The sequence below is a fragment of the Variovorax paradoxus genome (genome assembly GCF_000834655.1).
GTDB lineage: Bacteria > Pseudomonadota > Gammaproteobacteria > Burkholderiales > Burkholderiaceae_C > Variovorax > Variovorax paradoxus_F.
Genome location: NZ_JXQQ01000030.1, coordinates 46,391 through 60,037 on the forward strand (window position 1 = coordinate 46,391; position 13,647 = coordinate 60,037).

Genomic DNA, 13,647 nt, shown 5'->3' on the forward strand with positions numbered 1-13,647 from the left:
GGGCCTGCGCGGGGTCAGGCGATTTTCTTGAGGCCCTTCGCGTAGCGAACGGCATTTTCGACGTAATGCTCGGAACCGTGACGCAGCCGGGCAGCGTCTTCGTCGCTGATCGTGCGCATCACCTTGGCGGGCGAGCCGAAGATCAGGGAATTGTCGGGAAACTCCTTGCCCTCGGTCACCACGCTGCCGGCGCCAACGATCGAATTGCGGCCTATCTTCGCGTTATTCAAGACCACCGCCTGGATGCCGATGAGCGAGTTGTCGCCGATGGTGCAGCCGTGCAGCATGACCTGGTGGCCGATGGTGACGTTCTCGCCCACGGTGAGCGGGCTGCCGGGGTCGGAGTGCAGCATCGACATGTCCTGCACGTTGCTGTTACGGCCGATGCTCATCGTCTCGTTGTCCCCGCGCAGCACGGCGCCGAACCAGATGCTCGCGTTCTCGCCCAGCTTCACGTTGCCGATCACCTCCGCGCTGTCGGCGACCCAGGCGCCGGTGGCGAGTTGCGGCGCAACGCCGTCGAGTTCATAGAGGGCCATCGTGGAGTCTCCGGGGGCAAAAACTAGAATTGTAGGGATGCACCCCCGATTGAGCGCGCTGGCCGCGCTGCGCCTCTCCGATCCTGAACAAAAGGTGGCTGCAACGCACGCCACGGCGGCGCTGCCCGCTACCGATTCCATAGCAACCGACCCGATCCGCGCCGAGGGCGACGACCTGGGCGTGCCGGGCCGCCCCGAACGGCCGGTGCGCGTCTCTGCCACCGCGGTGCAGAAGCGCTCGCCCTTCACCCCCGAAGGCCGGGCCTCGCTGATCCATTCGATCTGCCACATCGAATTCAACGCGATCAACCTCGCGCTCGATGCGGTCTGGCGCTACGACGGCATGCCCGAGGCCTATTACCGCGACTGGCTGCGCGTGGCCGACGAGGAGGCATTGCACTTCACGCTGCTGCATGCGCACCTGCAGGGCATGGGCTACCGCTACGGCGACTTCCCGGGCCACGACGGCCTGTGGAACATGTGCGAGAAAACGAAGGACGACGTCCTCGCCCGCATGGCACTGGTGCCCCGCACGCTCGAGGCACGCGGGCTCGACGCCACGCCGCTGATCCAGGCCAAGCTCAGGCGCGTCAACACGCCCGATGCGCTGCGCGCGGTGGAGATCCTGGACATCATCCTGCGCGACGAGGTAGGCCACGTCGCCATCGGGAACCACTGGTACCGCTGGCTCTGCGAGCGCGCGGGGCTCGACGCCGAAGCCAACTATCCGGCGCTCGTGGCGCGCTACGACGCGCCGCGCATCCGGCCGCCATTCAACATCGAGGCCCGCGAACGCGCCGGCTTCACCGCCGAAGAGCTGCGCGTCCTGGCCGCAGGCTCCGACGCATGAACATGACCGCCGCCTCCGTGATTTCCGACCAGACCTGGTCGCGAGCCGACCTTGTCGCCTGCCTGCAAGGCCGCGACGAGCCCCTGCTTCTGCCCCTGCATTTCGAGCGCTGCAACTTCGACGAAGCCGACCTCTCCCGGCTCGACCTGCGCGGCGCGCACTTCACGCTGTGCCAGTTCGCCGAAGCCTCGTTCGACCGGGCCCTGCTGTCTGAAACCCGCTGGGCCGGATGCAGGGCACGCCAGGCCGACTTCGGCCTCGCAGACCTCACGAATGCGCGCTTCCAGGACTGCGATCTCAACAACACGCAATGGACGCGTGCCAAGCTGGCCTCCGCGCTCTTCACGGGCGTGAAGCTCACCGGCGCGCACTTTGCCGAAGTCTCGGCGCTGGGCATCGTCTTCAAGGATTCGCTGCTGGTCGATGCGCACCTGCGCAGCCTGTCGTTCCGCAAGCAGACGCTCGCGCAGCTGGACTTTTCCGAAGCCGACCTCTCGGGCTGCGATTTCCGAGAGGCCGTGTTCGAAGGCGGCAGCCTGCGCAACGCGCACCTGAAGCTCGCGCGCTTCGAAGGTGCGGACCTGCGCGACGTCGACCTGGGCGGCCTGCGCCTGGCGAACGCCGCGCAGTTCAAGGGCGCGACCATCTCGCACCGGCAGGCCGCATCGCTGGTCGAAGAGCTGGGCCTGCGCGTGGTCTGAAGCCGGGCTTCAGGCGGCCGTGGGCCGGCTGTGCACCACCAGCTTCGGCGTGAAGTACTGAAGCACCTCGCCGCGCTGGTTGCGCGTCTGGCAACGCATCGTCACCATCGCGCGGCCTGGCTTGGAGCGCGAAGGCGTGATGTCGAGCACCTCGCTCACCACGTGCAGCACGTCGCCGGGGCGCGTGGGCTTGGGCCACTGCAACTCGCCGCCCGAGCCGATGATGCCGTCGGCCAGCGGCACGCCGCTTTCCACCAGCAGCTTCATCGTGATCGCCGCGGTGTGCCAGCCGCTCGCCGCGAGGCCGCCGAAGAAAGTGTTCTTCGCGGCCTCTTCGTCGGTGTGGAAGGGCCGCGGATCGAACTGCAGCGCAAAGGCCTTGATCTGTGCCACGTCGAGCGTGTGCTCGCCGCTCTGGAAGCGGTCGCCGACCGACAGGTCTTCGAGGTACAGCGCGCGCCTGGCGCCGGTGTCAGTGGGTGCTGCCATGAGGTCTCCTTGTCGTGCCTTCGCGCATTCTCAGACGTTCCGTCCGTCAGACGCGCTCGAGGATGGTCGCAATGCCCTGCCCGCCGCCGATGCACTGCGTAGCCAGCGCGTAGCGGCCCTTCTCGCGTGCCAGCAACGACGCCGCCTTGCCGGTGATGCGCGCACCGGTCGCGCCCAGCGGATGGCCGATGGAAAGGCCGCCGCCGTCGAGGTTGATCTTGGCGGGGTCGAGGCCCAGGTCGCGGATGCAGGCGAGCGCCTGCGACGAGAAGGCTTCGTTGATCTCGATCACGTCCAGGTCCGCCGCGGTCAGCCCTGCACGGGCGAGCGCCTTGCGGGTCGCGGGGATCGGGCCGATGCCCATGATGGCCGGGTCCACGCCCACGGTCGCGAACGACTTGATGCGCGCCAGCATCTGCAGGCCGTGCTTCGCGGCGAAGGCGTCGCTGGTCACGAGCACGACGGCCGCGCCGTCGGTGAGCGGCGACGAGGTGCCGGCCGTCACCACGCCGTCGGGGCGGAACGCGGGCTTGAGGTTGGCCAGCGCTTCGGCCGAGGTGGTCGGTCGGATGCAGCCGTCGGCATCGACCACGTCGCCGGAAGCCAGCCGCACCGGCACGATCTCACCGGCCAACCGCCCTTCTGCGCGCGCGGCAGCGGCCTTGCGGTGCGAGTCGACGGCGAAGGCCTCCTGGTCGGCGCGGCTCACGTTCCAGCGCTGCGCAACGTTCTCTGCCGTCTCGCCCATCGAGATGTAGGCGTCGGTGTTGGCCAGCAGCTCGGGGCTGGGCGAGAAGTTGAAGCCGCCCTGCGGCACCATCGTCATCGACTCCACGCCCACGCACAGGAAGGCCTCGCCCATGCCCGCCTCGATCTGCGCCGCGGCGATGTGCACGGCCTGCATCGACGAGCCGCAGAAGCGGTTCACCGTCATGCCGCCCACCTCGTGCGGCAACCCGGCCAGCAGGCCCACGATGCGCGCGACGTTGTTGCCCTGGGAAGCCTCGGGGTAGGCGCAGCCCAGGATGATGTCTTCGAGCAGCGCGGGGTCCAGGTCGGTGCGCTGCAGCAGGCCCTTCACCACGCCGGCGGCCAGCGTGTCGGGGCGCACTTCGGCGAGCGCGCCTTTCTTAGCGAAGTGGAAGGGCGAGCGGGCGTAGGCGGAAATAACGGCTTTCATGAGGATGCTCCTTGGGAAAAACTACCATCCAATCGGTAGGCGATGAGATCAAAAAATAAGCACGCCGATGCGTGCCTGCGATGCCGCCCGGCCGTCAGCCGGGCAATGAACTCCTGAGTTGCGCGATGGCTTCGTCGAAGTCCTCGACGCGCCCCGTCATGCGCGAGGCGAGCAGCGCGCCCTGGCACACCGAGAACACATAGCTGGCCTGCGCGGCGACCGAGGGGCCGTTGTTCCGCGCCCCCGCCGGCGACAGCGCGCCCAGCACGCCGGTGAGCCACAGCACCTGCGTGTGGCGCAGCTCCTGCACGGCCTGGCGCAATTCTTCGTTGATGCAATCCCACCCCGGCGCCAGCGAGCCCGCGGGGCACATGCCCGAGCCGGCCCTCAGCGTGTTGCGGTACATCCGGAAGTAGGAGTCCAACGCATCCGTCGGCGTTCGCGCCCTGGCCGCATCCCAGTCCTTGAAGAACTGGGTGGCCTGCCGAATCACCGCGATGCCCAGCGCTTCCTTGGTCGGAAAGTGGTGGTACAGGCTCGCCTTGCGGATGCCGACCGCGTCGGCCACGTCCTGGAAGCTGAAGCCCAGGTACGAGCGGGTTTCGATCAGGCTGCGGGCCACCCCGAGGATCTGGTCCCGGGTACTGCCCGCGGCAAGAGGGGCAGCGGTGGCGGCGGCGGCGTTTTGCATCTACCTACTATAAGGTAGGGAAACTTGGACCGCAAGCCGCGGGGTCATTCCTCAATCGGCCTTGATGTTCGCGGCCTTCACGATGCGCCCGTTGCTCTCGAACTCCGAGGCGATCTCCTTGGCGAAGGCCGCGGCCGTGCCGCCGGTCGGCACGTTGTCGGTGGCCGTGAGCTTGGCGCGCAGCTCGGGGCTGGCCAGGGCCTTGTTGATCTCGGCGTTGTATTTCGCGATCAACGCGGGCGGCGTGGCTGCCGGTGCGAACACGCCGAACAGCGAGTTGATGTTCGCCGCGTTGTAGCCCAGCTCGCCCAGCGTCGGGACCTGCGGCAGGCTTTCCAGCCGCGCCGGCGCGCCCACGGCCAGAGGCCGCAGCTTGCCCGACTGGATGTGCGAAGTGAGCGTCGGGCTCGCGTTGGTCGACAGGATCTCGAACTGCCCGCCCAGCGCATCGTTGAGCTGCTGGCCGCCGCCCTTGTAGGGCACGTGCGTGATGTCCACGCCCGTTGCCGCCCTCACCTGCTCCAGCACGATGTGCCCGAGCGACGCCGGCCCCGAGGTGGCCCAGCGCACCGCGCCCGGCTGCGCCTTGGCATCTGCCAGGAGCGCGCGGAAATCCTTCGCCTTGCTGGCGGGCGTGGCGATCAGCAGCACCGGCGAATACATCACGCTCGAAACCGGCGCGATGTCCTTCTGCGCGTCGAAGGGCAGCTTGCCCAGGTGCGGGCTCAGCACCAGCGGGCTGATCGCCGAGAAGCCCAGCGTCGCGCCGTCGGGCGCGGCCTTGGCCACCGCGTCCATGCCGATGGCGCCGCTCGCGCCGGCGCGGTTGTCGACGATCACCGTCGTGCCCAGTTGCGCGGCGAGCCGGTCGCCGAGGGCGCGCGCGACCACGTCGCTCACGCCGCCGGCAGGGTACGCCACGATGAGGCGGATGGTCTTGGGAACGTTCTGTGCCTGCGCGCCGGCAGCGGCGCAGAGCGCAGCCGCAGCGAGGAGCCACGACGGCTTGAACTTGAAATGCATGTCTGTCATGAGAAAGGGAGTCAGTCGAGTTGCAGCTTGCGCTCGCGGATGAGCCTGGACCACTTCTCATTGTCGGCCTTGACGAAGGCTGCGAACTCGGCCGGCCCGAGCGGATGCACCTCGGCGCCGGCGGTCGCGAACTTGGCCTTGATGTCCGGCTGCGCCAGCGCGCGTGCCAGCTCGTTCGAGAGGCGATCGACCACGTCCTTGGGCATGTTGGCCGGCCCGACCAGCCCCTGGAAGCCCACCGACTCCATGCCCGCGAGGCCCAGCTCCTTCACCGTCGGCACGTCGGGCAGTTGCGGATCGCGCACCGGCCCGGTCACCGCCAGCGCCTTGAGCTTGCCGCCCTTGACCTGCGGCAGCAGCACGCTGCCCGCATCGATGAGGATCTGCGTCTGCCCGCCGAGCAGGTCCTGGACCGCGGGCGCGCTGCCCTTGTAGGGAACGTGGGTCATGTCCAGGCCCGTCACCTGGTTCATCAGCTCGCCGTTCAGGTGCGTGGAGGTGCCGTTGCCGCCCGAGGCGAAGTTGACCTTGCCCGGCTGCCCCTTGGCCCAGGCGACGAACTCCTTGAGGTTCTTCGCCGGATGGTCGGGCCGCGTCACCGCGATGTAGCTGCCCTGGCTGATCTGCCCGATGTAGGTGAACTGCTTGATGGGGTCGTACGGCGGCTTGCTCTGCAGGTACGGCGCAATGGCGAAGGGGCCGGTGTTGGCCAGCAGCAGGGTGTAGCCGTCGGCCGGCTGGCGCGTGAGCTCGGTGGCCGCGATCATGCCGCTCGCGCCGGGCTTGTAGTCGACCACCAATTGCTGCTTGAGCGCCTCCTGCAGCGGCACCTGCACCGTGCGCGCCGCGAAGTCGATGCCGCCGCCGGGCGGATACCCGACGATCAGGCGGATGGGCTTGGCGGTGGGAAAGCCTTGCGCTGCGGCGAGTCCCGCGGCGGCGGCCAGCGCAACGCCGGCACAGAGTCTGTTGAAGTTCACGGTGTTGTCTCCTCGAATGAATCAGCGATTCTGAAGCAGGCGCGCCAAGGTCATCGCGTTGCCGGTCGCCTCGCCGCCCGCCGTGTTGTCGAAGATGCACCAGCACGCGGCGCCCTCCCCGCCTGCGAGCCGCAAACGCGCTGCGAGCCGTTCGAGCAGCGTATCGTCGTAGGCTGACCAGTAGCGGCGAGGCGATCCATGCAAGCGCAGGTAGACCAGCCCCGGCCATCCGCCGGGCGCAGCAGCTTCGTCGAACAGCACCGGGTCGGCCAGCACGCGCCCGACCTGGAAGCGCGACAGCAGCGCCTCGGCCGCGGGCACGAACCAGCTGCGATGCCGCGGCTCCAGCGCCACCGGCCCGGTGTGTCTCTGCCGCACATCGGAGAGAAAACGCCGGACTACAGGCGTGTCGAAGGCAAGGCTCGGCGGCAGTTGAACGACAAGACAGCCGAGCCTGTCGCCCAACCCTGCCACCTGCGCCAGGAATTCATCGAAGGCCGGCATCGCACCGGCCAGCCGCTGCTCGTGCGTGACAGCCTTCGGCAGCTTCACCGCGAAGCGAAACCCATCGGGCGTGCCGGCGGCCCATCGCTCGTAGGTCTCGCGGCGATGCGGCCGGTAGAACGAGGTATCGATCTCGACCGCATCGAAGCGCTGCGCATAGCGCTCCAGATGCGAACCCTCGGCCGGAAACGCCGGCCACACATCGCGCGGCAGGCTCCAGCCGGCGCACCCGATGCGCGGCATCCCGGGAATGATCGAAGTCATTCCCGCATCGTAAGCACTGCGGCTGGCTCAGCCCCAGGGCATCGTGAAGGTCTTGCCGTTGGTGAACGACTTGATCGCCTCCTGCACCCCTTCCTTGTAGCCCAGCCCCGAGTCCTTGATGCCGCCGAACGGCGTGAGTTCGATGCGGTAACCCGGCACCTCCCACACGTTCACCGTGCCCACCTTCAGTTCGTTGGCGAAGCGCGTCGCGTAGTCCATACGGTCGGTGCAGATGCCCGACGACAAACCGTAGGCCGTGCCGTTCGAGATGGCGATCGCCTCGTCGATGCTGCCGAAGCGGATGATCGGCGAGACCGGGCCGAAGGTTTCCTCGCGCACCACCGTCATCTCGGGGCGCACGTTGTCGAGCACGGTCGGCGAATAGAGCGCGCCCTCGCGCCGGTTGCCCACGAGCAGCCGCGCGCCCTGCGCCACCGCCTCCTCCACCAGCAGTTCGAAGCGGCGGGCAGCGGCTTCGTCGATCACCGTGCCCATGTCGTTGCCGGCGTCCGCGGGGTCGCCATGCTTCCAGCGCCTGGTCTTCTCGACCACGCGCTCGGTGAACTCGCTCGCCACATCCTTGTGCACCAGCATCCGCTTCACTGCCGTGCAGCGCTGGCCCGAGTTCTTGTACGAGCCCTGCACCGCGAGGTCGGAGGCGCGGTCGAGGTCGGCGTCTTCCATCACGATCAGCGGATCGTTGCCGCCCAGCTCCAGCACGATGCGCCGGTAGCCCGCCTTCGCGGCGATGTACTTGCCGATGGCCACGCCGCCGGTGAAGGTGACCAGGTCCACCTGCGCATTGGTGATGAGCTCGTCGGCGATCTCGCGCGGGTCGCCCGTCACCACCTGGAACATCTCGGGCGGCAGCCCCGCCTCATAGAGGATGTCGGCCAGGTAGAAGGCCGAGAGCGGCACTTTCTCGGAGGGCTTGAGCACCATGCGGTTGTTGGTCGCGATGCTTGGCACCACCTTGTGCGCGACCTGGTTCATCGGGTGGTTGAACGGCGTGATCGCGGTGATCACGCCCAGGAGCGGCTCGCGCAGCGTGATGACCTTGCGCTTCTTGCCGTGCGCCGTGAGGTCGCACGAGAACACCTGCCCGTCGTCGCGCAGCGCCTCGGTCGCGCCGAAGGTCAGCACGTCGGCGACGCGGCCGATTTCGTACAGCGCGTCCTTGCGGCACAGGCCCGACTCCATCGTGATGATCGCGGCGCCTTCGTCGGCGCGTTCGCGCAGCAGCGCGCAGGCCCGCTGCAGGATGCTCGCGCGCTCGTAGCGCGACAGCGTCGAGCGGTAGGCGTGGCCGATGCGAAAGGCTTCGCGCACGTCATCCACCGAGGCCAGCGGCACGGTGCCCACGCGCTCGTTGGTGTAGGGGTTGAACACATCGAGCGTGCGCTCGCGCCGCACGCGCTCGCCGCCGATGCGCAGGGACTCGGCGCGAAAGGCGGCGCTGTCCCGGTGGGGTGTCGAAAGGCTCATGCCTGGTTCTCCGCGAGATCGTTGCCGATGAAGTTCTTGCCGCGCGCACCGCCTTGGGCGTGGAGCAGCATCTCGCGGGCTTCGTCGTCGCCCACGCCGTAGTCGGCGAAGCGGGTCTTCACGCCCAGCGATTCGATGAAGGCCGCCAGTTGCTGCGGCGCCTCTGCGAGCGGCATGCCGAGCGCTTCGCGCAGCACCGCATCGCGGTCGGCGCGCCGGCCGATGGCGCGCTCCAGCACCATCGGCAAGAGGAACGAGCAGGCGATGCCGTGCGGCAGGCCGTAGCGCAAGGTCATCTCGTAGGAGATCGAATGCGCGAGCGCCGTCTTGGTGTTGGAGAACGCCATGCCGGCCTTGAGCGCGGCGAGCGCCATGCGGCCCCGCAGCTCCACGTTGTCGAGCTGGCCCATCAGCTGCGGCAGCACCTGGAGCGTGTCGCGCACGGCCGAGACGGCGAAGGTGTCGGACAGCGGGTTCGCATTCACGTTCCAAATGGCTTCGAGCGCATGCGACAGCGCATCGAGCCCGCTCTGCAGCGTGACGGCCGCGGGCAACGACAACATCAGCTCCGGATCGACCACCGCATAGCGCGGCCAGGTCTCTGGCAGGTGCAGCGAATACTTCTTCTGCCGCCCGCGGTCCCATACCGTGGCCCATGGCGTGACCTCGCTGCCGGTGCCGGCTGTCGTGGGCACGGCGATCAGCATCTTGCTGCGCGTGGGCACGAAGGGCCGCTCGCCGGCAAGGCCCGCCACGAGATCGGCAAAACTCGCCGCATCGTTCGCCACCATGAGCGCCTTCGCGGTGTCGATGGCGCTGCCGCCGCCGACCGCGATGAGCACCTCCACATCCGCATGCTTCTGCCAGAACCACTCGTAGAGACCTGCCAGTTCGGCGACGTCCGGGTTAGGCCGTGTCTGGTCGATGGTGCAGGCCAATGCGCCCTGCAGCACCGACTCCAGCCGGCCGAGCAGGCCGATGGCGCGGGCCTCCGGAAAGGTCACCAGCGCAGCGCGGCGGCCGTCGAGCAGTTTCGGCAGGGACGACAGGACCCCTGCCCCGTACACGCTCTGTACGGGGTTGTGATAGTTGGCGCTCATGGATGTCTCGTCAGGTAGCGGCGGGTGCCGCGGGGATTGCGTGGTTCAGTGCCAGGTCGAAGATGTCGAAGTTGCGCAATCGCCGCTTCGGATCGAGCCCCTGCAGCTTCCGGTTGAACAGCAGCGGCACCTTCTGCTCGGAAAGCCCGCCGTGCGAGCGCAGCGGCACCGTGAGGCCGCTCAGGTCGTGCTCCGAGGCGCGCGTGCCGATCACGGCGAGGTGGTCCGACACCACCACGAGATCGCCGATGCGGTCGGGCGGCAGCTCGAAACGCTGCGCGGCCTCTTCGCGTGTGAGCACCTGCTCGATGCCGTCGGTGGCCTGCAGCGCCTCGACCAGCGCGGTCGCATCGACACCCGCTTCGAGATAGACGGTCGCGAACGAACCGAGCGCGCCGTGATGCACGACGTATGGATCGGTGATCGGCAGGATCACCCGGCCGCGCCCCGCACCGAGGCGCGCGTCGAGCACTTCCTGCAGGAACACGATGCGCGGGTTGCCGGCCGCATCGGTCTTGGGGCTCATGCCGTGGTCGGCGGTGAGCGCGATGGTCGCGCCCAGCGCGTCGAGCTGCGCGAGGTAGCCGTCCATCATGGCGTAGAAGTCGTTGGCGCCGGCCGTGCCGGGCGCGCACTTGTGCTGCACGTAGTCGGTTGTCGAGAGGTACATGAGGTCGGGCCGCTCGGCCTCCAACAGCTTCACGCCGGCCGCGAACACGAACTCGCTCAGGTCCGCGCTGTAGACCGAGGGCACGGGCTTGCCGACCAGCGCCAGCACGTCGTCGATGCCGCCGTTCGCGCGCGTCGCCTGGTCGGCTTTCTCCGCCGAGAAGCAGATGCCTTCCATGCGGTGACCCAGGAGCGTGCGCAGCTTGTCCTTGGCGGTGACCACCGCGACCTTCGCGCCGGCCTTGGAGAACACCGCCAGCAGCGTCTCGGCGCGAAGGTAGGCGGGGTCGTTCATCATCACTTCCTTGCCTTGCGCCGTATCGAGGAAGTAGTTGCCGCAGATGCCATGCACCGAGGGCGGCGCGCCGGTCACGATCGAGAGGTTGTTCGGGTTCGTGAAGCTGGGCACCACGCAGTCGCCCACCAACGAGGTGCCCGAGCCGCCCGCGGCCAGCATCTTCTTCAGGAAGGGCGCGACGCCGGCCTGGATCGCCTGCGTGATGTAGTCGGGCTCGCAGCCATCGACGCACACCACGACGACGGGCTGCGAAGGCGACCTGTAGCTGCGGCCGTTCACCGAGATGCCCGAAAGGGCCGGCGTGTCTGTCATTGATGCGCTCCTTGTTGAATCCATGCGCGCAACTTGGTCGACAGGTAGTCGGCCGTCATCACCATGACGACGATCACCAGGATGCAGGTCGCGGTGTCCTGGTACTGGAAGAGCTTCATGCTCCCCACCAGTTCGAAGCCGATGCCGCCCGCGCCCACCATGCCCAGCACCGTGGCCTGGCGCAGGTTGGTCTCGAAGCGATAGACGATGACGCCGATCCACGCGGTCACCACCTGCGGGATCACGCCGAAGATGATGGTCTGGATCGGTCCCGCACCGGTGGCGCGCAGCGCCTCGAGCGGGCCCTGGTCGATCTCCTCGATCGACTCGGCGAAGAACTTGCCGAGCATGCCCGCGCCATGCAGCGCCAGGGCCAGCACGCCGGGGAACGGCCCGAGGCCCACGGCCGCCACGAAGATCAGCGCGAGGATGATCTCGTTGATGCCGCGCGTGATGTTCAGCACCTGCCGCATCGCATGGAACACCGCGATGTTCGGCGAGATGTTGCGCGCCGCGAAGAAGCACAGGGGCACCGCGAGAATCACCGACAGCAGCGTGCCCCAGAGCGCGATCTGCACCGTCTCGATGGCGGGCTTCACGAGGCGCTGCATGAACTCCCAGTTGGGCGGCAGCATGCGGCCGAGGAAGTCGGCGATCCACGGCATGCCCTTGGCCAGTTCGCTGAAGCTGACCTGGCTGCCGATGGCCGCCCACCACATGACGGACAGCAGGGCCAGTCCGGCAAGGGCGTACTTCCACCAGCCCGGGTTTCCGCCGCTCTTGGCGACCAGCAGGTTGTAGCGTCCGATGGCGATCATGATTGCTCCAGGGCGAGTTGCTGGGCGGGGCGTGCGGTGGCCACGGGCGTGGCTGCAGGCGATGCGACGGGTGCCGGTGGCTCGATCGGACCGTCTTCGAGGCCGCCCGGGTAGATGCGTTGCAGCACTTCCTCGGTCAGTTCGTCGGGCCGGCCTTCGAACACCACGCGGCCTGCAGCGACGCCGATCACGCGCTGCGCGAATTCACGGGCGTAGTCCACCTGGTGCAGGTTGCAGATGACGGTGATGCCCGCTTCGCTGCTGGCCTGCTTCAGGTAGTTGAGCACCTTGCGCGAGGTCTTCGGGTCGAGGCTCGCGACGGGCTCGTCGGCCAGGATCACCTTGGGCTGCTGCGCCAGCGCACGGGCGATGCCCACGCGCTGCTTCTGGCCGCCCGAGAGCGTGTCGGTGCGCAGGTCCGCCTTGTGGTCGAGCTCCACGCGGCGCAGGCATTCGCGGGCGATGGCGATGTCCTTGGCGGGAAAGATCTGGAACCACGAGGCGATGGCGGGCATCGAGCCGAGCCGCCCGGTCAGCACGTTCTTGAGCACCGACAGGCGCGGCACCACGTTGTAGTGCTGGAAGATCATCGCCACGTCGCGGCGCACCTTGCGAAGGCCGGCGCGGTCGCCGCGCGAGCGCTCGCCGTCCACGTGGATCTCGCCCTCGCTCGGCTCGGCAAGGTGGTTGATGCAGCGAAGCAGGGTGGACTTGCCCGCACCCGACGCGCCGAGGATGACGACGAACTCACCCTTGGCGACCGTGAGGTCGACACGGTGCAGCGCGGTGAAGTCGCCGTAGCGCTTGCACAGGCCCCGGATCTCGATCATTTCATCTTCCTCAGGTCGAGGTTCAGCACCTTGGCCGTGTCGCGGATGATGTTGTAGGCCGCGTCGTTGGTCGGGTGGAAACCGTTGAGCTCGCCCTGGTCGGACCAGGGGATGTTCTTCACCTGCAGGAAGGCGGCCTGCACGCGGGTCTTCAGGTCCGCGGGCAGGTCCTTGCGCCACACAGTGGGCGACTCGGGGATCGGGTCCGACTTCCACACCTCGACCAGGTCCTCGCGCTTGACGAGACCTTTGGAAACGGCGGCATCGAGAATGCGGTCGGCAATGGCCGCGGCGTCCACCTTCTTGTTCTGCACCGCGATTGCGCTCGAGTCGTGCGAGCCCGAGAAGATCACGCGGCCGAAGTCCTTGTCGGTGGCGAAGCCCAGCTTCATCAGCCCGGCCTTGGGGAACAGGTGGCCCGAGGTCGAGCTCGGATCGACGAACGCGAAGGTCTTGCCCTTGAGGTCGTTCACCGTCTTGATGCCGGTGTCCTTGTGCGTGACGATCTGGCTGTAGTAGAAGGTGCGTCCGGCCTTCTTGGTTTCGGCGACCGCGAAGGCCTCGATGTCGGCGACGGTCGCGCCCAGCACGTACGAGAACGGGCCGAGGTAGGCCACGTCCAGACGCTTGGAACGCAGCGCCTCGATCACGCCGTTGTAGTCGGCCGCCACGAAGGGCTTGACCGCGAATCCGAGGGCCTTGGACAGCATGTCCATCATGGCCTGGCTGTTGGCGATCATGGCGCGCGAATCCTCGGAAGGAATCAGCCCGACAGTGAGAACCTGCTGTGCCCGTGCCATCGGCACGAAGGCGGACGCTGTGACGGCGGCAGTGCCGAACAGCAACTTTCTGCGCTTCATCATGGTTGTCTCCAGTGGTCTGTGTTGCATGAATTCCTCCTGGTG

The 13,647-nt window shown here is 67.9% G+C and carries 15 protein-coding genes; 2 read left to right on the forward strand and 13 right to left on the reverse strand.

Annotation, left to right across the window (positions count from 1 at the left end):
• Nucleotides 1-14 precede the first annotated feature (14 nt).
• Nucleotides 15-539: a gamma carbonic anhydrase family protein gene (locus RT97_RS14440; RefSeq protein WP_042579483.1), complete on the reverse strand. Its 525-nt coding sequence runs from the start codon at nucleotides 537-539 to the stop codon at nucleotides 15-17.
• Nucleotides 540-576: 37 nt separating this feature from the next.
• On the opposite strand from RT97_RS14440, the gene RT97_RS14445 reads away from it, so the two are divergent.
• Nucleotides 577-1,389: a ferritin-like domain-containing protein gene (locus RT97_RS14445; protein ID WP_042579484.1), complete on the forward strand. Its 813-nt coding sequence runs from the start codon at nucleotides 577-579 to the stop codon at nucleotides 1,387-1,389.
• Between the two features lie 2 nt (nucleotides 1,390-1,391).
• Nucleotides 1,392-2,090: a pentapeptide repeat-containing protein gene (locus RT97_RS14450; protein WP_437184099.1), complete on the forward strand. Its 699-nt coding sequence runs from the start codon at nucleotides 1,392-1,394 to the stop codon at nucleotides 2,088-2,090.
• A gap of 9 nt (nucleotides 2,091-2,099) precedes the next feature.
• Here RT97_RS14450 and RT97_RS14455 read toward each other — a convergent pair whose 3' ends face one another.
• The 12 genes from RT97_RS14455 to phnD form a co-directional block, all read right to left on the reverse strand.
• The gene (locus tag RT97_RS14455; RefSeq protein ID WP_042579486.1) at nucleotides 2,100-2,579 is read right to left on the reverse strand and encodes a MaoC family dehydratase; all 480 of its coding nucleotides are present in this window, start codon (nucleotides 2,577-2,579) and stop codon (nucleotides 2,100-2,102) included.
• A 46-nt stretch (nucleotides 2,580-2,625) separates the two neighbouring features.
• A complete protein-coding gene (locus RT97_RS14460) occupies nucleotides 2,626-3,759 on the reverse strand; it encodes a thiolase family protein (RefSeq protein WP_042579487.1) in 1,134 nt (377 codons plus the stop codon).
• A gap of 94 nt (nucleotides 3,760-3,853) precedes the next feature.
• Entirely contained in the window at nucleotides 3,854-4,450 is a 597-nt protein-coding gene (locus RT97_RS14465; RefSeq protein ID WP_042579488.1) for a TetR/AcrR family transcriptional regulator, read from the reverse strand.
• A 51-nt stretch (nucleotides 4,451-4,501) separates the two neighbouring features.
• On the reverse strand, nucleotides 4,502-5,482 hold the full coding sequence (locus RT97_RS14470) for a Bug family tripartite tricarboxylate transporter substrate binding protein (protein ID WP_042579489.1): 981 nt from the start codon (nucleotides 5,480-5,482) through the stop codon (nucleotides 4,502-4,504).
• An 11-nt stretch (nucleotides 5,483-5,493) separates the two neighbouring features.
• Nucleotides 5,494-6,462: a Bug family tripartite tricarboxylate transporter substrate binding protein gene (locus RT97_RS14475; protein ID WP_042579490.1), complete on the reverse strand. Its 969-nt coding sequence runs from the start codon at nucleotides 6,460-6,462 to the stop codon at nucleotides 5,494-5,496.
• 21 nt (nucleotides 6,463-6,483) lie between these two features.
• Nucleotides 6,484-7,230, reverse strand: a complete 747-nt coding sequence (locus RT97_RS14480; RefSeq protein WP_080898298.1) for a DUF72 domain-containing protein — start codon at nucleotides 7,228-7,230, stop codon at nucleotides 6,484-6,486.
• A 27-nt stretch (nucleotides 7,231-7,257) separates the two neighbouring features.
• On the reverse strand, nucleotides 7,258-8,715 hold the full coding sequence (gene phnY, locus RT97_RS14485; RefSeq protein ID WP_042579491.1) for a phosphonoacetaldehyde dehydrogenase: 1,458 nt from the start codon (nucleotides 8,713-8,715) through the stop codon (nucleotides 7,258-7,260).
• Nucleotides 8,712-9,815, reverse strand: coding sequence for an iron-containing alcohol dehydrogenase PsrA (gene psrA / locus RT97_RS14490; protein WP_042579492.1), 1,104 nt, complete (start codon nucleotides 9,813-9,815; stop codon nucleotides 8,712-8,714). The genes phnY and psrA overlap by 4 nt, the downstream gene beginning before the upstream one ends.
• 10 nt (nucleotides 9,816-9,825) lie before the next feature.
• The gene (phnA, locus tag RT97_RS14495) at nucleotides 9,826-11,094 is read right to left on the reverse strand and encodes a phosphonoacetate hydrolase (RefSeq protein WP_042579493.1); all 1,269 of its coding nucleotides are present in this window, start codon (nucleotides 11,092-11,094) and stop codon (nucleotides 9,826-9,828) included.
• Complete coding sequence (gene phnE, locus RT97_RS14500; RefSeq protein ID WP_052810660.1) at nucleotides 11,091-11,912, reverse strand: phosphonate ABC transporter, permease protein PhnE; 822 nt, start codon at nucleotides 11,910-11,912, stop codon at nucleotides 11,091-11,093. Before phnE ends, phnA begins: the two co-directional genes overlap by 4 nt.
• Nucleotides 11,909-12,742 (reverse strand): phosphonate ABC transporter ATP-binding protein, encoded by an 834-nt coding sequence (gene phnC / locus RT97_RS14505; protein ID WP_042579494.1) that lies wholly within the window; start codon nucleotides 12,740-12,742, stop codon nucleotides 11,909-11,911. The genes phnE and phnC overlap by 4 nt, the downstream gene beginning before the upstream one ends.
• Nucleotides 12,739-13,602, reverse strand: coding sequence for a phosphonate ABC transporter substrate-binding protein (phnD, locus tag RT97_RS14510; protein ID WP_052810665.1), 864 nt, complete (start codon nucleotides 13,600-13,602; stop codon nucleotides 12,739-12,741). Before phnD ends, phnC begins: the two co-directional genes overlap by 4 nt.
• Nucleotides 13,603-13,647: the final 45 nt, after the last annotated feature.